We start from the raw sequence: 19,229 nt of genomic DNA, 5'->3' as shown, positions 1-19,229 counted from the left end.
ATCAGGGCTTTGCCCGAAGGCTCGGCGGTTGTTTGAAACGCCGCGATCGGCGGCGCAATCGTCCGCGCCGTTCAGACAACGCCCGAATCCCCGCGGTGTGCCGAAACGAGAAATTCCACATTGCCCTCCGGCCCGGTGATCGGACTCTCGACGATGCCCTGGATCGTCCAGCCCTCGCCTTTCAGCCACGTGCGCACCTCGTCGCAGACCCGGGCGTGGAGCGCCGGGTCGCGCACGACGCCGCCCTTGCCCACCTCGCCGCGACCCACCTCGAATTGCGGCTTGATGAGCGCCACCAGCCGGCACCGTGGCGCGGCGAGGCGCAAGGGCACTTCGAGCACCTTGGAGAGGCCGATGAAGCTGGCGTCGCAGACCACCCAGTCGCAGGCCGCGTCGATCAGCTCGGGCGTCAGCACACGCGCGCTGGTCTGCTCCAGCACGGTCACCCGCGGATCGGTGCGCAGCTTCCAGGCGAGCTGGTTGGTGCCCGAATCGACCGCGAAGACGCGCACCGCGCCGTGCGCCAGCAGCACGTCGGTGAAGCCGCCGGTCGAGCTGCCGATGTCCATCGCCACCGCCCCCGCCGGGTCGAGCCGGAAGTGCGCGATGGCATGGGCAAGCTTGATCCCCCCGCGCGAGACCCAGGGATGGTCTCGCCCGCGCACTTCGAGCGGGGCATCGCCCTTGAGGCTCTGGCCGGACTTGGCGATCTTGGTCTCGCCCGAAAACACCAGACCCGCCAGCACCAGCGCCTGGGCGCGGGTGCGGCTCTCGGCCAGGCCGCGGTCGACGAGGAGTTGGTCCACGCGTGCCTTGGCCGCCGGCTTCGCGGGAGAAGTCGGCCGGCCGGCGGAACCGGGCTTTTCGACGGAACGGGGCTGAGACGGGTCGGTCATGGGTCGGTGCACACTTGAGAAGGGCCGCGCGTCATTCCATACCACGGGCATGAAGGCAAATCCGCGCCCGCGCGCCATCGTTTCCCCCTCCCTCGCATCCGCGGTGCTCTGCTCGGCCCTCGTCGCCGGCTGCGTGCCGCCGCCCGAGCGCGCTCCCGCCCCGGCGCCCGCGGCGGCCGGGCCAATCGCGCGGCCCGCACCCGCCCCGCCGCCGGTGGCCGATTGGCGCGATGCGCCGCTCAGCGCCGGGACCTGGGTTTACGCGCCTTCGGCCGCCGGCTCCGCCGCCCGCTTCGCCGGCGGCCTGTTCACGATCGGCTGCGACAGCCGCAGCCGCACCGTCACTCTCGTGCGCGCAGGGGCGCCGCACGGCTCACCCGCCGCCATCGCGGTGACCACGTCGAGCGGTACACGCATGTTCGCTGCGGCCGGCACTCCGCAAGGCGTGGCCGCCACGGTGCCGGGCCGCGATCCGGGGCTGGACGCGATGGCCTTCAGCCGCGGCCGCTTCGCCGTGGCGGTGACCGGAGAAGCGACTCTGTTCGTGCCGAGCTGGGCCGAGGTCTCCCGCGTGATCGAGGATTGCCGCTGAGGCCCTTCCCCAAGTCTGCCGAGAGCCGTTCTGGCCGGCTATGGGCGGGCGCACCGGACACGCCGTTTCCCCGCCTCCGCGACCGCTTTTCGCGCTGTCGCCAGGCTGGGGATAACTGGCCGGAAGCCGCGATCATGACGGCAAAAAAATTCAATTCAAGACTTGTTGTGCGCTGCGGGATGTCCCACATTTTCATCAGGACGACGGCTCCCGGGAAACGCGCCCGGAGCCTGCCGAAGTCTCAGTCGCACAAGCGGCGCACTATGGCTCAACAGCGCGAAAGGAGGTGATCCGATGTCTCATGGTTCAGCAGAGAGGTCGGCAATTTCCGTCGCGAGGCATTATCGCTGAGTTTTGATGAAGCGATAAAGGCTTTCGCTGGCGGCACTTCCGGCCGCTGACCATGCGAAGGGCCGTACCGGCCAGCCGGTGCGGCCCTTCTCATTTGTGCGCGTCGCTTTCCTCCCACGCGCTTTTCCCGGGTTTTCCGGCGATTTGCCTCCCCTGCCGCGCGTGCTAAGACACGAGGCTTGAGAAGCAATATTGCTTTTAGGTTGCGTTCCGAGACATTTTCGTTCAACGGCGCATCCCAGTTGCAGACAGAGGAATATCGTTCAATGGCGACTCTCGCCGATGCCGGCCTGACCTTCACCACCACCGCCCATCCCGCCCCCGTCGCTGCGGAGGCGCGCGCGGCCGTGCTCGCGAACCCCGGTTTCGGCACGAACTTCACCGACCACATGGTGACGATCGAGTGGACCGAGGGACGCGGGTGGCACGACGCGGTGATCGGGCCTCGCCAGCCGATCCCGCTCGACCCCGCCGCCTCGGTGCTCCACTACGCGCAGGAGATCTTCGAAGGCCTTAAGGCCTACAAGCAGGCGGACGGCGCCGTGGCGCTGTTCCGCCCCGAGGCGAACGCCCGCCGCTTCAACGATTCCGCCCGCCGCCTCGCCATGCCGGAGCTGCCCGAGGCGCTGTTCGTGGAGGCGATCGAGCAGCTCGTGCGGCTCGACCGCGCCTGGATCCCCGAAGGCCAAGGCGCCTCGCTGTACCTGCGCCCCTTCATGATCGCGACCGAGGCCTTCCTGGGCGTGCGCCCGGCCAAGCAGTACAAGTTCATCGTCATCGCCAGCCCCGCCGGCAACTACTTCAAGTCCGGCGCACCGGCGGTGTCGATCTGGGTGAGCGACTACACCCGCGCGGCGCCCGGCGGCACCGGCGCCGCCAAGTGCGGCGGCAACTACGCCGCCAGCCTGGTGCCCCAGGCCGAGGCGATTGCCCGCGGCCATGACCAGGTCGTTTTCCTCGACGCCGCCGAGCACAAGTGGATCGAGGAGTTGGGCGGCATGAACCTCTACTTCGTGTTCGACGACGGCACCCTGCTCACCCCCGAACTGACCGGCACGATCCTGCCCGGCATCACCCGCGACAGCCTGCTCCAGCTCGCGCGCGAGGAAGGCCTGACCGTCCAGGAAGGCCGCTACAGCCTCGATCAGTGGCGCGACGACGCCACCTCGGGCAAGCTGGTGGAAACGTTCGCCTGCGGCACCGCCGCCGTGGTCACGCCGGTGGGCAAGGTCTCCGGCCGCGACGGCGCGTTCACCATCGGCTCGGGCGGCCCGGGCCAGCTCACCGCCAAGCTCAAGAACCGCCTGGTGGCCATCCAGCGCGGCGAGGCGGCGGACACCCACGGCTGGATCCGCAAGATCGCCTGATCTTGCCGCACCTGGGACGGAGCGGGATCGCGGCGGAACGGCGATCCCCTCCGTTCAGTATTCCCCCTGGTCCACCGTGTTGAACTGCGGGTGGATGCGCTTCCACTCGACCATCCAGTCCATCCCTTCGCGCGCCCGCTGCAGGTCGTCGTCGCGCGGGGCGAGCGCGAGAGTCGCCGCGCGCGCCACCTCGGGCAGCACCGAGGCGTCCCAGCCCTGCTGCTCTACCTCGTCCGCCAGAGCGGCGGCCCCGGCGCGCCGCAGCAGCACCGGCAGCCGCTCGCGCAGCGCGGCCATGGCCCAGGGGATCATCGGTCCGTTCGCGTCGGGGTCGTAGCCCCAGAGCACGTTGTGGCCCGCATCGTTCAGGATGTAGTGGTAGTGCAGCACTTGGCCGAAGACGTCAAAGCGCAGGTATTCCTCGTTGCGGGCGGCGTCGAAGACGTGGATGCTGGGGCCGCGCACCATCCGCTGGGGACTGTCGCCCAGCGCCCGGGCCTCCACCGCGATGGCGACCGGCCCGGCCTCGAACCAGCGCGCGTGGCACTCGATCATCGGGATGAGCATGAACTTGTGAAGCTGGCCGCGGATCGTCTCGACGGTGCGGTTGCCGGCAGGTGCGCGGGGTGCCGCAGAAGCGGCGGTGGCGACGGTCATGGTGCGATCTCCCGCTGTATGGGGGCCCGGCAGCCCTGGCCCGGCCGATTGCAGGCCGACGTCCGCCCCGTGTCAACGCCGGTGGCTTGATCGCGCGTCCAGACGAGGAGCCCGCCCGGCCGCTCGGGCGCCCTTGCCCCAAACCTTGGGCGGACCTACCTGTGGCGCGGTTTCACCTCCCAAGGAGCGCTCCCGATGGCCGATCTCACCTACACCCCGCCCAAGGTCTGGACTTGGGAGGCGCCCAACGGCGGCGAGTTCGCCAGCATCAACCGCCCCATCTCCGGCGCCACGCACGAGAAGGAGCTGCCGCGCGGCGAGCATCCGTTCCAGCTCTACTCGCTGGGCACGCCCAACGGCCAGAAGGTGACGATCATGCTGGAGGAACTGCTCGCCGCTGGCCACGCCGGGGCCGAGTACGACGCCTGGCTCGTCCCCATCCAGGAGGGCCTGCAATTCTCCTCGGGCTTCGTCGAGATCAACCCCAACTCCAAGATCCCCGCCCTGCTCGACTGCTCAGGCCCGGAGCCGATCCGCGTGTTCGAGTCGGGCGCAATCCTGTTCCACCTCGCGGAGAAGTTCGGCGCCTTCCTGCCGACGCAGATCGCGGCGCGCGCCGAATGCATGTCGTGGCTGATGTGGCAGATGTCGACCGCGCCGGTGATCGGCGGCGGCTTCGGCCACTTCTACGCCTATGCTCCCGAGAAGTACGAGTACCCCATCAATCGCTACGCCATGGAGACCAAGCGCATCCTCGACGTGGCCGACAAGCAGCTGGCCAAGACGCGCTACCTGGCGGGCGAGGAGTACACGATCGCCGACATCGCCGCCTATGGCTGGTTCGGCGGCTTCGTGCGCGGTGACGCGTACGGCGATGCCAAGACGTTCCTCGACGTCGCCAGCTACGAGAACCTGATGCGCTGGGGCGAGGAACTGGGTGCGCGCGAGCCGGTGCGCCGCGGCCGCATCGTCAACCGCAAGGGCGAAGGCTTCGTCGCCGAACGCCACAGCGCGGCCGACATCGACGCCGTCCTCGGCGCCTGAGGCCCGTGGCATCGCGGGTGCCGGTCGCGGAAGGGGGCGGGACGGAAAACCCCCTTCCCAGCACCCGCGTTAGCCGCTAAGCGCGCTGTCTCCCGACCGGCCGCCCGCGCGGCCCGGCTGCTGGGGCGTCGCCAAGTGGTAAGGCACCGGTTTTTGGTACCGGCATTCGCAGGTTCGAATCCTGCCGCCCCAGCCAAGCTTTTCCGCGCCGCTGGCGGACACGGGGTGTCCGCATCTGCCAGGACTGGGCCGCCGGCGAAAACTCCGCTCCGCCTGAGCTCGTCGCAGGCGCGCTGAAGGGCGCAAGTCGGATGCTTCGACAAGCTCAGCATGAGCGGAGCGAGGAGCGCGACTGCACCCGCTCAGGCTGAGCCGGTCGAAGCCCTCATCGCTTGCGCAGGGCGAACTCCTTCGGAGCGAGGGCGCGGTCGGTGAAGCGGGCCATGCGAACGGCCCCGTGGAAGTAGTTCACCCGGTTGTGGCGGACGCCGATCGAAGTCTCGCCCGGGGCTTGCGGCACGAACCCGTCGAGGCGTGTCTCGCACTCGAGGACGCCGTCGACATAGCTGCGGTAGGTGGTGCCGTCGAAGGTCTGGGCCACGTGATACCAGCGGCCGACCGGGTGCAGCTTGGCCGGGTCGATCAGCACCTGCGAATAGCCCTTCCCCTTCACGAAGCTGTCGAGATACCAGGACTTGCCCACCACGCGGATCTCGAAGAGCATCCGCGTCTGGTTTTCCGGATCGTTCGAGGCCAGGTGCAGCCAGCGCTGCTCGAAGGCGCCGCCGTCCGGCCGGAAGATCGCCTCCGCCGTGAACCGCGCGGCGCCCGCCAGCGGATGGCGCCCGAGATAGAGCGCGTCGTCGACCCCGTCGAACACCACCGCCTTGCCGACCGGGCCGTCCTCCACCTTCGGCTCGCCCAGCACCCGCGGTTGCAAGGCGCCGATGCGGTCGAGGTTGTCGAAGGTCCAGGTGACCCGGTGCGCCTTCGCCAGCGCCGGTGCGGACACGAGCGCGAGCGCGAGGAGCAGCGCTGCGCGCAGGCTCATCGGATTGCCTCCCCGTCCAGCACGACCACGTTGTTGCGCTGCGTGACCTCGGCAGCGCCGGTGGAGACCCGCAGGTGCAGCACGGAGGGCGCGCCCTTCGGCACCGTGAGCGACACCTGCGTCGTGCGCGGCGACAGGTCGCGCGGTGCGGCGAGGGCCGCGACCGGGACCGAGGCGAGCACCTCGCCTTCCGGCGTCTCCAGCGTCACCCTGCCCGCCGGCGCATCGACCGAGCCGAGGCTGTGGACGGTCACGCCGATCCGGCTGCCCTTGCGGGTCACGTCATCGGGACCGATGCCGAGGTCCGGCCGGTGCTCGGGCTGGACCGGGGCCCTGTCGCGCAGGCGGAAGGTCATGACCGTGGTGGTGCCGGGCGCGAAGGTCACCGGCAGCGATCCGCCGCGCTCCAGCTCGACGTTGCGGGTCTCGACCCCGCCCTGCGCGGTGTCGCCGCCGTCCGGAGCGAGGCCGCGGGTCATCTCCCAGGTCCCGGCGACGACGTTCCAGGTGCCCATGTCCGCGCGCTGCTCGGCGTCGGTGGTGTTGTAGCCGATCACGGTGAAGCCCTCGGGGGTGGCGTCGCGCACCAGCAGGGCCACCTTCACCGCGCCTTCCGGATCGGTGAAGCGCCAGCTGACGGCGTTGCCCGGGTAGGTCTGGTTGCGCTTGAGCGCGATGCCGCCCAGCCGCTCGCGCTGGAGCAGATCGTTGGGCGCATCCACGCGGTCGCTCCACCAGTGGCCCTCGGTGTACATGTACATGTGCTGCGACTTGTCGGCGATGCCCGCGGCGTTCAGCGCTTCCAGCCAGGAGCGGTCGCCGGTCGTGTTCCAGGCCTCGAACCGGGCGAAGTCGTTGCCGCCGGCCGCCGCCTTCAGCACCGCGTCGCGCCAGGCGCTGCGCTTGTCGAGCACGGTGATGGCGTTCTCGTTGATCTCGGTCAGCGGGCCGAAGCTGCTCTTGCCGAGCCGGCCGAGCACCGGGCGCAGGTACTTGTCGTCCCCAGTGAAGCGCCATGCCGCCCAGGCCGACTGCATCGGCAGCGAAGCGCCGCCGCCATCGCCCGCCCGCTCGCTGTCGTGGTCGAAGCTGATGTCGTTGGGGAACGTCCAGAGGCCGTCCGCCCCCTGCTTGCCGTGGGCCAGCAGGCCGTCGATGAGCCCGGTCACCAGGCCGCGCGCGGTCGGGTCGGCGTTGAACACGCCCAGCAGCACCGGCGTGTGCATGATGACGAAGCCATAGGGCTTCTGCCAGGCCCAGGGCTCGTCGCGGTAGATCTTGCGCCCGCCGAACCAGCTGGAGGAGATGTGCATGTGCCCGGCGGGATTGACGCGGATCACGTCCTTGAGGCCGCGCACCGTCGCCATTATGCGCTCGACCGCCTTGGGCTCGCCCCAGTTGAGGTAGAGCCGCTCGGCGTCGGAATTGATGCCTTCTTCGTAGACGTGCAGTTCGTCGGTGCTGATGTAGCTCAGCCCGTTGACGATCATGCCGTTCTTGTAGACCGCGTCCGACAGCGCCTTGAGCGAGGCGTTGATCTTGTCCGGATCGACCCCCATGAGCGCCAGCCCGGGCCACTGCTGGGTAAGGTCGGTGTCATCCGAGATGCCGCCGCCGAAATCGCCGTAGGGCACCTGCCGGTTGTCGATCCACCAGTTGACGAAGTGGCGCGTGAGCTTGAGGTCCTCCAGCTGGCGGAAGGCCCAGAGCGGCATGCCGGCCGGCGGCTCGGGCTGGACGAAGGGCGGCAGCTGGTCCTGCGAGTAGCCGATGTCCGCCCAGTAGCGCCGCGCCTCCAGGTTGTCGGGATCGACGCGCAGCAGGTCGGTGATGTCGCCATAGAGCCGGCGATAGAGAGCGGCGCGCTTCGAGGCGGTGTGCTCCTCCACCAGGAAGGCCCAGTTGTCCTTCACCTGGTTGAAGCGGTCGGTGACGTGCTCGGCCTTGGCCGCCTGGCGGTCCTTGAAGACCATGCGCACCTTCATGCCGTCCAGCGACTTCGCGCCGAAGTCCGGCGCCGCGGAGGCGACGGTGAGGTAAAGGCTGTCGACGGTCAGGATGCGGTCGCGCAAGTCCAGCCAGAGCGTGCGCGGCTGGCCGGGGCGGACGGAGACCTGGACGTCGATCATGTCGCGCTCCGGCCAGATCGGGTCCTTGATCCGGATGTTGAGCGGGATCAGCCCGCGGGCGTCGGGCTTGGCGTCGATCGCGGGGATATCCAGCGCCACGCCGTCCAGTCCGTCATGGACGTTCTCCCAACCGTAGTTCCACGCCCGCGCCAGCGGACGATCGGCCGGCGCCTCGCCGAAGTTGGAGGGGATCAGGACGTGGACGATCGGCAGGTCTTGCGCACTGCGGCTGGCGGTGCCCGAGGCGCCGGCGCTCCCCGCACCGACCGCCGCCTTTACCCCACTGCTCGGCAGCGCGACCACCGTGGCGCGCTCACGGGCGGGATAGCGCCCGGCGATGAAGCGGTTGAGCCGGTCCAGCGCACCCAAGTCCGAGGCCGCCCCGGCGTTGACGGTATAGCTCAGCTGGAACGTGCCGGCAGGCACCTGCCCCGGACGCACGTCGTAGGCCCAGATCTCCTGGATCGGCTGCTCCTGCACCACGTTGGTGAACCGCAGCACGCCACCCGTCTTCGTGGGGGTGTCGGTGAGAGAGCGCACCAAGCCCTTGCTGCGCGCCGCCAGCTTGCGCCACGAGGACTTGCCGTCCGGCGACCACTCCAGCGCGCCATAAGCGGCACCGCGGATCTCGACGCGGTTGAAGGCGGCGTCCTGCGGCAGCGTCAGTTCGTAGGCCTTGCCGCCTTCGACATAGACGTTCCAGTCGGGCAGCTGGAAGTAGTCGTCACGCCCCGGCAGGCGCGAGCGGTTGTAGACGCCGGGCCAGGTGGTCTCGGCGATGCCGTCCACGCCCTTCCACATCCACTCCTTGAGGTCCTTGGCGTCGGCGAACTCCACCTTTCGCACGACGGTGGTATCCTCCGAAAGCGGAGGCGGGCTCGCCGTGTCCCAGCCGAAGCGGTGCAGCCACGCGGTGCGCAGGGCCGAGGCGGTCGGCGCCGCCGCCGGCGCGGCGGGCTCCTGCCGCGCGGCCAGCCGGGCGACGCCCGCCTCGTCCAGCATGTGGTCGTAGACGCGGATGTCGTCGAGGTCGGAGCCGCGCATGAAGTTGTAGCGGCTCTGCACCTGGTGCGGCGCGATCACGCGGCCCGCGAGCCCGAACTGGTCCAGCGCCATGTCGAGGTCGGCCGCCTGCTGCTTGGCGGCGACGAGCTTGCCGTCCCAGAACAGGCGCACGCCCTGCGTCTCGTCCCAGCCAAAGGCGATGTGGTGCCATGCGTCGGGCGTGGGGGGCGTCGGGACCGTCCAGCTCACCCGGATGCGCGAGAGGTTGGCGTCCGTCACGAAGGCGTCGAAGCCGTGGCCGTTCCAGTCGATGCGCAGGAACGCCATGTCCCAGCTCGAGTGGTCGCCCGCGCTCGCACGGAAGATCACGAAGGGGGCTTCGCCGACCGGCGTGTGGCTGCGCCAGAAGAACGAGAGCGTGCCGCGCTGGGCATAGATGTTGCCCGGCGCTTCCCATGCGACGTAGCCGCCGTCGCTCCAGCGCCCCGCGCCGTTGGCCGCGCCGTCCGGCACGATCGCGACATCGCTCTTGAAGTTGGGCACGGCGGCGCCCTGTGCGACGCTGGCATCGAACCCGTCATCCAGCGGCGCGTGGAACAGCAGCCCGCCGGCGTCCTGGGCCCGAGTCTGAGCCTGAGCCTGAGCCTGAGCCTGAGCCTGAGCCTGAGCCTGAGCCGCGGGAACGGCGGCCAGGCCGGCGACGGCCAGGGCCAGCGAGGAACAGGCCCGATGGGCCACGAAACGCCGAAAGGTATGCAGCACGCAGATGTCTCTCCCTTGCGGGATCAGACCGGCGGGCCCTTCCCGTTCGCCTCTGGAGCGCCTTCTATGACACCGGTATCAATGGCGCTGCAAGTGCTTATCCTCTCCTCCGCGGCATCAATTTCCCGAACCCGCGCTCGCGGCAGAACCCACTGGGCGCGCGCCATTATTCTTGGCTTGCTCGCGCTCCGGCGACACCGCATGATACGCGAGACTTCCGAGGGGACCCGCCTGTGAGGCTCGTAGCCGCCATTCTAGCCTTGGGCATCGCCACCACCGTCGTTCCGGTTGCGGCGAAGGATCGCGGATGCCGCGACGACAACGGGGCGGAGCGCTGCGCCCCCGAAGCGCTGAGACGGCAGGAGAAGGCGTACGGGGTAGAGGCCATAGACGCGCTCGGTGCCAGGGGCGCGCAGGTGATCCGGGCTTTCTTCGTCGACGGTTATGGCCGTGACGTCGGGCTGGTGAGCTTCGTGCGGGGCCCCGCGTCGGAGCCCAGGGTCGAATGGATGCAGCCGCTTGCCGGGCCGGCAGACGATCCTCGCGTGCGGCTCTCCAGCGTCGTACCGTTGGCGACGTGGGAAGACCTGCAGGCGGACGGCGAGGTATTCGACCGCCCGCTGGCGCCCGAACCGGCGAGCGCCGAGCTGTCGATCTGCCTGCACGGCTGGGTGGTTCGGGTCGAGACCGTCGACGCCGGCGGAAAGAGCCATGCAAGCGTCGAAAGCACGTGCGTTTCCGGCCTCGTCGCGCGCTACGGCTTCAGGATCGCCAAGGCGGCCGTCGCCGCTCTGCCGTCGTGCGCGCTGCTCGATCCCGAACGAACACGCAACGATGTCACGCGGCTGGCGGATTGCACGCTGCTGACCGGCGACCGCGCCGCCGCGGCTCAGGCCTACAACGTGTTCCGCACGCCCTGGTTCGCCTCGCCCGGCGGGCCGGACTTCGCTCGCCCGCTCCTTTACCTGTTCCACGACCGGGCCGAGCTGTCGTGGCCGGGTCAACCCGCCGTGACCGGCTGGGAAGCCGCGTCCCGCGTCTGGGCCGAGCAGGCGGCCAAGGCTCATTTCCTCGTGGCCCGGATCTACGGCGAGACGCCGGACCGCGTCCGGATCGAGGGCACGATCCTGCCGGAAGATTCGTCCGATCCCCGCGCCGTGGGCATCCCCGCCACCCTGATCTGGACGCGCGAGAACGGCTTCGGCTTTCGCCTGCGCAGTCTCACCAGCGGCGCGCCGGCCAGCAGCTGAGTGGACCGCCTGGCCTCAGCGACGAAACGTGGCGCCGGGCTTCAACGCCGGACTTGCCTCACCACCCACCCGGTGTCGCCACCGAAGAAGCGCTCGAGCCGCCAGGCATCGGCCGCGTCGCGGTCCAGCCACGCCGCTTCCTTGATGAGCGTCAGGCCCCTCGTTCCGGACCCGGTCGGGGCGTAGAGCCCGTAGCGGGTGGTCGGCAGCTTGTTGGTCTTGCCCGGGGTCCACTCGGTGAAGGCGCCCGGGGCCAGCGGCGTCTCCAGCACCGGCTCGAGGAACACGACGGCGGCGTAGTCGCGCCAGGGGCGCCCGAGCGAGACGTTGCTAGCGGCAGGGTCCGCGGTCAGGCGGCAGTCCTCGAACACGAAGGCGCTGTCCTCGTCGGCCGCGTTGCGGCTCTGTGCGGTGTACATGACGGACTCGTGCGCCTCGCCGTGGAGCTGGCACTTGCGGAAGAACGCCTTGGCGTTGCCGAACACGAAGTCCACGTGGCCGGCGATGTAGCAGTCCTCGAAGTAGGCGCGCGTCTTGCGCCCGCCCGCGCCGTTGTTGACGAAGAGCGTGTCCTGGTGACCGAGCATCCGCACCTGGGACACCACCGCCCGGTCGCCCGTCAGCGAGACCGCCACCGCTTGCGAGGGCGCATGCGCGGGGTCCAGCCACCAGTCGTTGGAGACGGTCAGGTTGCGCATGGTGAACCCAGCGCCGGTGACGCTCAGCGTCGCCGACTTGAAGGTGCCGCCGGCGGTCATGGCGGAATCGCCATAGACCAGGACCACCGCGTCGGGCGTCTTGCCGGTGCCCGCAAGCGTCACGTCGTCCGCCGCCACCGTCAGCTTCTCGCGATAGGTGCCCGGCGCGATCAGGATCGTCCCGCCCTCCGCGGCCAAGGCGTCGATCGCCGCCTGGACGGTGTGGAAGGCGCCTTCGCGCGCGGCATCGACGTGGACGGTGCGCGCCGTCGCCGGCGCCGCCAGTACGACCGGAGCGCAGAGTGCCGCAAGAATCAGCCGGTGCATCACGAAGTCCTCCCCTGTTCCGCCAGCCACGCGATGGCATTGGCGAGAAAACGGCGCTGCAAGGGCGCCACCATGTCCGGCATCCGGTGCAGCACCGCCCGCATGCCCTTGTTCGCGGCGACCAGGGTCGCGGCGCCGTTGTGGCGATCGTGGTCGCGGCTGTAGCCCGCCACGATCTCGACGCCGGGGCCCTCCACCAGCAACCCGTTGGAGAGGCGCCCGTCGACCTGGTGGAAGATGCCGGCGGCGCGGTCGGCCGGGATGCCGGCGAACAGCGGATGTGCGCGCAGGTAGTTCCAGTTGCCCATCCAGGGCGCCCGGATATCGCCCACCGCGCCGTCGAAGCGCAGCAGGCCGAGCGCGGCGAGCTGCCGTGCCACGCCTTCGGAAAGCCCGTCCTCGGGCACCAAGGCCAGCAGCGGGACGCCCGCCTTCACCGCCGCCAGCACCGGCGGCGCCAGTTCGCCCAGCACCAGCTTGGGCTTCTCGCCCTTCTTCGGCTGCGCTTCGAGGCCGGTCTGCTCACCGATCTGGCGCCGCGCGATCTCCTCCGCCTTGAGGCCCGAGGCGATGATGAGGTCGTAGCGCTGACCGGGCCGGAACTCCTCCAGCTGGAGGCCGGGCAAGCCTTCGAGTTGCGTGCGCAAGCTGCGCGCGATGCCGGACACGGCCACGCGGCGCCCATGAGCCACTTGCGCGGGCAGGGCCGTGACCCACAGGCTCCGGCTGAAGGTGGCGTCGGGCGCGCCCGAGAAGGACAGGCGCACCTGCCATTCGCCCTCGCTCACGAGCGCCGGGGTCGTGACGTCGCGCGCGACGAGCTGGACGAAGCGGTCGGGCGCGGCCGGCGCCACCGGGTAGCGCCCCAGTTCCCGCACCGCGCCACGCGGATCGCGCAGTGACAGCACCACTTCGCCGGAGATCCGCTTGCCGGTGTCGTTGAACACGAACAGGTCGAGCACCGCGCTCTCGCCCGCCTGGTAGGCCAGCCGCCGCTGCTTGGCGACGGGCCGCACCGGCAGCAGGCTGGCGCGCACCAGCGCCGGGTCCGCCTTGAAGCCGCGCAAGTTGTCGACGATGCCCGAGTGGTTCTCGATCGCGGTGGTCTCCCAGCCGCTGATCGCCGCCACGTCCACCTCGTCGCCGATGCGGATGTTCTCCATGTAGTTGGCCCAGGCGTCGTAGCACTTGCCGCCGATCGACCGGAACAGGTCCTGCGCGGTGGGGAAGGCCCGGCGGAAGCCCCAGCGGTCGAGGAACGCCTCGGTCCCGGCAAGGATCTCGGCGTGGTCGGCGAGGTCGTAGGAGCGACCGCCGCCCTTGCGGATCGTCTCGACCATGGCCGCATGATCGTCGGCCACGGCGCACCCTTCCATCTCGCCGAACTCGACGATGAAGGGCTTGCCGGTCTGGCGGTGGATGTAGTCGTCCGGCCCCTTGTAGAAGGCATCGTACCACTGGTCGCCGGCGCCCTGGTGGTTGTCCCACCAGCCGCCCCACTCGACCTCGTCCGAGCGGTAGTAGCGATCGCTGTAGGGCAGGTACATCGCCTGCGCGGCGCCCCGCTGGACGAAGCCGTCGTTGAGGATCACCGTGCGGCTCGGATCGGCGCGGTGCATCGCCAGCAGCACCGCCTGCACGTCCGGGTTGGCGAGGTCGGCGCCGAGTTCGTTCTGCAGCGTGTACTGCACCAGCGAAGGGTGCGAGCGGAACGCGCGCACCATCGCCACGCACTTCTCCACCTGGTAGTCGCGGGCGAAGCGGTCGGCGTCGGACAAGGCGCCGTTCTTGTCGTAATTGGCGATGGCGAAGCGGCCGCCGCCCGGCTCCATCACCCGCAGCAGGCCCATCTCGTCCTGCCGGTCGAGCACTTCGCGCTTGCCGACGTTGCGGTGGAAGTGGAGGCAGTTGAGGCCCAGCGCCTTGGCGGACTCGACCTCCTGCACCGCCAGTTCGGGCCGCGGCCACAGCCCGTTGAAGCCCCAGTAGCCCCAAGAGATCGCGGAGTAGAGCTTGATCCGGCGCCCGTTCAGCCGCAGCAGCGCGTCGCTGCCCAGCCCTTCCGGCGCGAACCAGCGGAACCCGAAGCGGACCTCGCGCGCGTCCTTCCCGAACGAGAGGCGCAAGCGGTGCAAGACCGGCTCGTCGAGGTCCCAGAGCCGCGCCGACGGCGCCTCGACGCGGAAGCGCAGGTGCGCGGTGGCACCCTCGGCGCGCGCCTCCTCCAGCACCACCCGGGCACGGACCCGCTTGCCGGCGGCGTCGAGCAGCACCGCCTTGGCCATTTTGCTGCCGCGCGCCGCCAGCGCAGCATCGCTGCAGGCGACCTCCATGTGAGCGGTGACGACATGGGGATCGGGCGTGTTCAGCACCCAGGCGTCGGCGACATGCGCCTCCAGCGGATGGCTGGTGATGTGGACGTCGCGATCGAGCCCGCCGAACCCGTGCGAGCGGAACAGCTTGACCGCACCCCAAGTCATCGTCGTCGAATCGCGCCAGTCGTAGCGGCCGCCGGGATTGGTGATGCGGATCGCGAGCCGGTTGCGCGCGCCGGGCCGCAGCGCCGCGGTCAGGTCGCACACGATCGGCAGTTCCGCCATGATCGAGTAGCCGACGAGCGTCTCGTTGAGGAAGACCTCCGCACGCAGTCGCGCCCCGCGGATGTGAAGCAGCGTGCGCCGCCCCGCGAACGCGGCCGGGGCATCGAAGTCGCGCGTCCACCACGAGACGCCGCGGTAGGCCCCGTTCTGCGGCACCGGATCGTCGTTGGCGTAGCGGTACTCGTCGTCGGTGTAGGGCCGCTCCCCGACCTTGCCCCAGAGGTGCTCCTCGACCGTGGTGGGCAGGGTCACTGCCACCGGCGGCGCGCTGTCCAGCACGCCCCATCCCCCGCTCGGCGGGCGCACCGGAAGGCGCTTCAGGTCGACCCGGGAGGGCAGCACGATGGCGTCATCCTCGAAGCGCGCCTCGCGGTCGAGCCACAGCCGCCATCCCTCGTCGGGGAGGGAGAGCCGGTTGCCGGCTTGCGCGGTGTGCGCGGCTTGCGCCGCGTCCGCGGCGACAGGCAGCATCGTCATTGCACCGGACGCGCCGGCCACGCCTAGGAAGCCGCGGCGGTCGAGCGCGCTCATGCGGCGATGCCCTGCAGGTGCGTGGGTTCTTGCGATATCATGCCATCCCCTTCCCGAGTTCCGCCGCCCGCTTTGCTGCGGGTCGGTCCAGATTAGGATAGCGCTATCATCTCTCTTTGCGCAGCTCAATGCGCGATGACGAATTTAATGCGGCGGGATCAGCTTGGGAGCGTGCCGTCCGATTCGCGGCGGACCAGCTCGTACGCCATCTGCATGTTGGTGGGCGTGAACGGCCCGCCGGCGCGACGTGTGCGGATGTCCTCCACCAGCTGGCCCATGGCGGCGCGCGACATGTCGGCGATGGGCTGGCGGATCGTCGTCAGCTCGGGCCAGGTCGTGGTCGCCTGGGGTGCATCGTCGAAGCCGACGACGGTGAGGTCGCGCGGCACCGCGAGCCCCATCCGGTGCGCGACCGAGATCGCCGCCGCCGCCATGTCGTCGTTGCTGGCGAAGATCGCCGACGGCCGCTCCGCCCGTCCCAGCAGCGCCTGCGCCGCGGTGATGCCGGAGCGGTAGGTGAACAGCCCTTCGACTTCGAGCGCCGGATCGGCGGCCAGCCCGGCCTCTCCCAGCGCCTCGCGGAAGCCCTGGAGGCGCAGCGCGGAGGCGGTCTGGTCGGGATTGCCGGCGATGAACCCGATCCGCCTGTGGCCGAGCGCCAGCAGGTGCCGCGTCATCGCCGCCGCCGCCGCCCGGTCGTCGATGTTGACCGAGGAGAAGAACGCCGGCGGCCGGCCGGATGCCACCACCACCGCGGGCACCTCCGCCTCCCGCAGAACCTCATGGATCTCCGCGGCGTCGCACAGCGGGGGCGGCAGGATCATGCCATCGACGCCGTCCTCCACCAGCCGCTGCACGATCCCGGCGCGCGTCTCCTCCACGTCGCAGAGCTGGACCACCAGCTGCACGTTGGACCGGTTCGCCTGGTCGAGGCTGCCGACGAGGAACTCGTTGAGGTAGCCGGCGCTCGGATTGCTGTAGAGGAGGCCGATGCGGATCTCGCTCGCCGCGGCCAGGTTGCGCGCCGCCGCGCTCGGCGAATAGTTCAGCGCCTTGATCGCGGCCTCGACCCGCTCGCGCGTTTCGTCGCGCACCTTGGCGGTGCCGTTCATCACCCGCGACACGGTCATGAGGGACACGCCGGCCTCGCTGGCGACGTCGGCGATGGTCGCGCCCGCTCGCGAGCGGCGCGAGGTGCGGGGCCGGATGCGCGGTGCGGCGATGTCTTCGGCCATGGTCCCTGCCCTCCTCTAGCTCGATGCCGCTACCCCGGCTGCAAGTCGCTTGCAATGCGCCCCGGCGCTTGATAGCGCTATCAACAATAACAGGGAGAGCCTCGTGACACCTCGACTCCGGCTGCTGCTGTGCGCGACCACCATCATCCTGCCGACAGCCGCCCAGGCGCAGGACGCCGCGCCTTCCGCAGAGGCCGTTTCGCTTGCCACGATCCAGCGCCGCGCGGCGGGGATGGTGCAGGCGATGACGCTGGAGGAGAAGGCCGCGCAGCTCAAGGCCGAGGCACCCGCCATTCCGCGGCTCGGCCTCCCCGCTTACGACTGGTGGAGCGAAGGGCTCCACGGCGTCGCCCGCGCCGGCGAGGCGACGGTGTTCCCCCAGGCCATCGCCATGGCCGCCACATTCGACGCCTCGCTGGTGGAGCAGGCCGCCGACCTCATCGCCACCGAGTTCCGCGCCAAGTACCGCGCCACGCTGGGACCCGACGGCAGCTCCAAGCGCTATCGCGGGCTCACCGTCTGGTCGCCCAACATCAACATCTTCCGCGATCCGCGCTGGGGCCGCGGGCAGGAGACCTTCGGCGAGGATCCGCACCTCACCGGCCGCATGGGCGTCGCCTTCGTACGCGGGCTCCAGGGTGACGACCCGGTGTTCTACAAGACGGCCGCCGTGGCCAAGCACTTCGCCGTCCACAGCGGCCCGGAAGGCAACCGCCATCGCGAGGACGTCCACCCCTCCGCCTACGACCTGGAGGACACCTATCTTCCCGCGTTTCGCGCGGTGGTGACCGAGGCGCGGCCGAGCGGGATCATGTGCGCCTACAACGCCATCGACGGGGTACCCGCCTGCGGCAGTCCGCTGCTGGCCGGGCGGCTGCGGGGCGACTGGGCGTTCAAGGGCCATGTCGTGACCGACTGCGCGGCGATGGCCGACTTCTTCGACGCCGACGCCCACGCCTACAGCCGCAATCCGGTGGAGGCGGTCGCCACCGCGGTGCGCGCCGGAACCGACCTCATCTGCCTGGAGTTCGGGCGCGACAAGTCGTCCGACCCGGCGATCATCGTCGAAGCCGTGCGCCAGCGGCTGCTGCCCGAGGGCCTGCTCGACCGGGCGGTGGAGCGCACGCTGGCCGACCGCCTGCGCCTTGGTCTCCCCCCCGAGACCACCCCCTACTCCGGCATCGCGCCCGAGAACAACGACACTCCCGAACACGCCGAGCTCAACCGCAGGATGGCGCGCGAAGCGATGGTGCTGCTCAAGAACGACGGGCTGCTGCCGCTCGCCCGGGCACCGCGCGCCATCGCGGTGATCGGGCCCAACGCGGACAGCGTCGATGCCCTGGTCGGCAACTACAACGGAACGCCCTCGCGCCCCGTTACGGTGCTGGAAGGGTTGCGCCAGCGCTTCCCGGAGGCGCGGATCGACTACGTGCAGGGCACCGGCCACGTCGGCCCGCCGCTCAAGCCGGTGCCGCGGGCGGCGCTCTGCCTCGACGCGCAGTGCGCGTCCAGGGGCGTGACGATCGAGGAGTACGCGGGAACCGAGCTCGCCGGCCAGCCGGTCCGCCGCGCCACCGGCACCGAGGTGCGCTTCGACTGGGGCCGCCCGACCCGCGCCCAGCGCCGCAGCACGATCCGCTGGACCGGGTGGATCGTGCCCGAGGCGACCAGCGAGTACCACTTCCGCATGAACGTGGACGATGGCTACCGCATCAGCATCGACGGGCGCGAGATCGCCGACGCCTGGGACCCGGGCGACCCGCCCTCGATCCACAATGACGGCGTTGTGCTGACCGCCGGCAAGCCGCACCGGATCACCGTCGAGGCGCGGCAGGAGGGCGACCGCGGCGACCAGTCGCTGCTGTGGACCGACTTGCGCGAGCAGGAAGACGCGGCGCTCGCCGCAGCGCGCAAGGCCGACCTGGTGATCTTCGCCGCCGGCCTCAACGCGCGGCTGGAAGGCGAGGAGATGCGCGTCAACGCGGCCGGCTTCGCGGGCGGCGACCGCACCAGCCTCGATCTGCCCGCCCCGCAGCAGCGGCTGCTCGAGCAGCTCCACGCGACCGGCAAGCCAGTGGTGCTGGTGCTGATGAGCGGCAGCGCCATGGGGGTGAACTGGGCGCAGGCGAACCTGCCCGCCATCGTCGAGGCTTGGTACCCGGGGGGCGTCGGCGGGCGCGCCGTGGCCGACCTCATCGCCGGCGACTTCAGCCCGGCAGGCCGCCTGCCGGTAACCTTCTACGCATCGGCCGACCAGCTTCCCGCTTTCGGCAACTACGCCATGAAGGGGCGCACCTACCGCTACTTCGCGGGCAAGCCGCTCTATCCCTTCGGCTACGGCCTCAGCTACACCCGCTTCGCCTACGAGCCGCCCGCGACGGCCCCGCAGGTGGAGGCGGGCAAGCCGCTGGAGGTCTCGGCGCGGGTGACCAACGCCGGTGCGCGCGCGAGCGACGAGGTGGTCCAGCTCTACGTGCGCCATCCCGGCACCGCCGGCCCGCGCCATGCGCTGCAGGGCTTCGCGCGCATTCCCCTCGCGCCCGGGGAGAGCCGCACCGTCCGCTTCACGCTCGATCCCCGGGCGCTGAGCACCGTCGATGCCGCGGGTCGGCGCAGCGTGCAGCCAGGCGAGATCGAGGTCTGGGTCGGCGGCGGCCAGCCCGACACCGGCGCCCCCGGCGGCTGGGCCCGGGTACGCATGACCGGCAAGGCAGTGGCCCTGCCCCGATGAGAT

General features: G+C 70.4%; 12 protein-coding genes and 1 tRNA gene. 6 read left to right on the top strand and 7 right to left on the bottom strand.

The window, feature by feature from the left end:
- Positions 1-71: 71 nt before the first annotated feature.
- Positions 72-896 (bottom strand): TlyA family RNA methyltransferase, encoded by an 825-nt coding sequence (locus ACFFJC_RS01550; protein ID WP_379485820.1) that lies wholly within the window; start codon positions 894-896, stop codon positions 72-74.
- Between the two features lie 49 nt (positions 897-945).
- On the opposite strand from ACFFJC_RS01550, the gene ACFFJC_RS01545 reads away from it, so the two are divergent.
- Both ACFFJC_RS01545 and ACFFJC_RS01540 read left to right on the top strand, forming a co-directional pair.
- Positions 946-1,488 (top strand): hypothetical protein, encoded by a 543-nt coding sequence (locus ACFFJC_RS01545; protein ID WP_379485819.1) that lies wholly within the window; start codon positions 946-948, stop codon positions 1,486-1,488.
- Positions 1,489-2,105: 617 nt separating this feature from the next.
- Positions 2,106-3,206 (top strand): branched-chain amino acid aminotransferase, encoded by a 1,101-nt coding sequence (locus ACFFJC_RS01540; RefSeq protein WP_379485818.1) that lies wholly within the window; start codon positions 2,106-2,108, stop codon positions 3,204-3,206.
- 54 nt (positions 3,207-3,260) lie between these two features.
- Here the strand turns inward: ACFFJC_RS01540 and ACFFJC_RS01535 are convergent, their stop codons facing one another.
- On the bottom strand, positions 3,261-3,863 hold the full coding sequence (locus ACFFJC_RS01535) for a DUF7700 domain-containing protein (protein ID WP_379485817.1): 603 nt from the start codon (positions 3,861-3,863) through the stop codon (positions 3,261-3,263).
- A gap of 195 nt (positions 3,864-4,058) precedes the next feature.
- Here ACFFJC_RS01535 and yghU point away from each other — a divergent pair, with 195 nt between their 5' ends.
- Both yghU and ACFFJC_RS01525 read left to right on the top strand, forming a co-directional pair.
- Positions 4,059-4,907 carry a glutathione-dependent disulfide-bond oxidoreductase gene (gene yghU / locus ACFFJC_RS01530; RefSeq protein WP_379485816.1) on the top strand — a complete coding sequence of 283 codons (849 nt, stop codon included), beginning with the start codon at positions 4,059-4,061 and terminating at the stop codon, positions 4,905-4,907.
- A gap of 121 nt (positions 4,908-5,028) precedes the next feature.
- A tRNA-Gln gene (locus ACFFJC_RS01525) sits at positions 5,029-5,103 on the top strand.
- Between the two features lie 189 nt (positions 5,104-5,292).
- Here the strand turns inward: ACFFJC_RS01525 and ACFFJC_RS01520 are convergent.
- Positions 5,293-5,958: a LamG domain-containing protein gene (locus ACFFJC_RS01520; RefSeq protein WP_379485815.1), complete on the bottom strand. Its 666-nt coding sequence runs from the start codon at positions 5,956-5,958 to the stop codon at positions 5,293-5,295.
- Positions 5,955-9,854 carry a LamG-like jellyroll fold domain-containing protein gene (locus tag ACFFJC_RS01515; RefSeq protein ID WP_379485814.1) on the bottom strand — a complete coding sequence of 1,300 codons (3,900 nt, stop codon included), beginning with the start codon at positions 9,852-9,854 and terminating at the stop codon, positions 5,955-5,957. The genes ACFFJC_RS01520 and ACFFJC_RS01515 overlap by 4 nt, the downstream gene beginning before the upstream one ends.
- A 233-nt stretch (positions 9,855-10,087) precedes the next feature.
- Between ACFFJC_RS01515 and ACFFJC_RS01510 the strand changes: the two genes are divergently transcribed.
- Positions 10,088-11,104: a hypothetical protein gene (locus ACFFJC_RS01510; RefSeq protein WP_379485813.1), complete on the top strand. Its 1,017-nt coding sequence runs from the start codon at positions 10,088-10,090 to the stop codon at positions 11,102-11,104.
- Positions 11,105-11,145: 41 nt separating this feature from the next.
- Here ACFFJC_RS01510 and ACFFJC_RS01505 read toward each other — a convergent pair whose 3' ends face one another.
- The 3 genes from ACFFJC_RS01505 to ACFFJC_RS01495 form a co-directional block, all read right to left on the bottom strand.
- Entirely contained in the window at positions 11,146-12,129 is a 984-nt protein-coding gene (locus ACFFJC_RS01505) for a pectinesterase family protein (RefSeq protein WP_379485812.1), read from the bottom strand.
- Entirely contained in the window at positions 12,129-15,260 is a 3,132-nt protein-coding gene (locus tag ACFFJC_RS01500; RefSeq protein WP_379485811.1) for a glycoside hydrolase family 2 protein, read from the bottom strand. Before ACFFJC_RS01500 ends, ACFFJC_RS01505 begins: the two co-directional genes overlap by 1 nt.
- Positions 15,261-15,418: 158 nt before the next feature.
- The gene (locus ACFFJC_RS01495) at positions 15,419-16,495 is read right to left on the bottom strand and encodes a LacI family DNA-binding transcriptional regulator (RefSeq protein WP_379485810.1); all 1,077 of its coding nucleotides are present in this window, start codon (positions 16,493-16,495) and stop codon (positions 15,419-15,421) included.
- Between the two features lie 103 nt (positions 16,496-16,598).
- Here ACFFJC_RS01495 and ACFFJC_RS01490 point away from each other — a divergent pair, with 103 nt between their 5' ends.
- On the top strand, positions 16,599-19,226 hold the full coding sequence (locus ACFFJC_RS01490) for a glycoside hydrolase family 3 C-terminal domain-containing protein (protein WP_379485809.1): 2,628 nt from the start codon (positions 16,599-16,601) through the stop codon (positions 19,224-19,226).
- The last annotated feature ends 3 nt before the right edge of the window (positions 19,227-19,229 follow it).

Source organism: Novosphingobium soli (assembly GCF_042432915.1).
Lineage (GTDB): Bacteria > Pseudomonadota > Alphaproteobacteria > Sphingomonadales > Sphingomonadaceae > Novosphingobium > Novosphingobium soli.
Note: the sequence above shows the minus strand (reverse complement) of the source record. Positions and strands in the feature narration are given on the sequence as shown.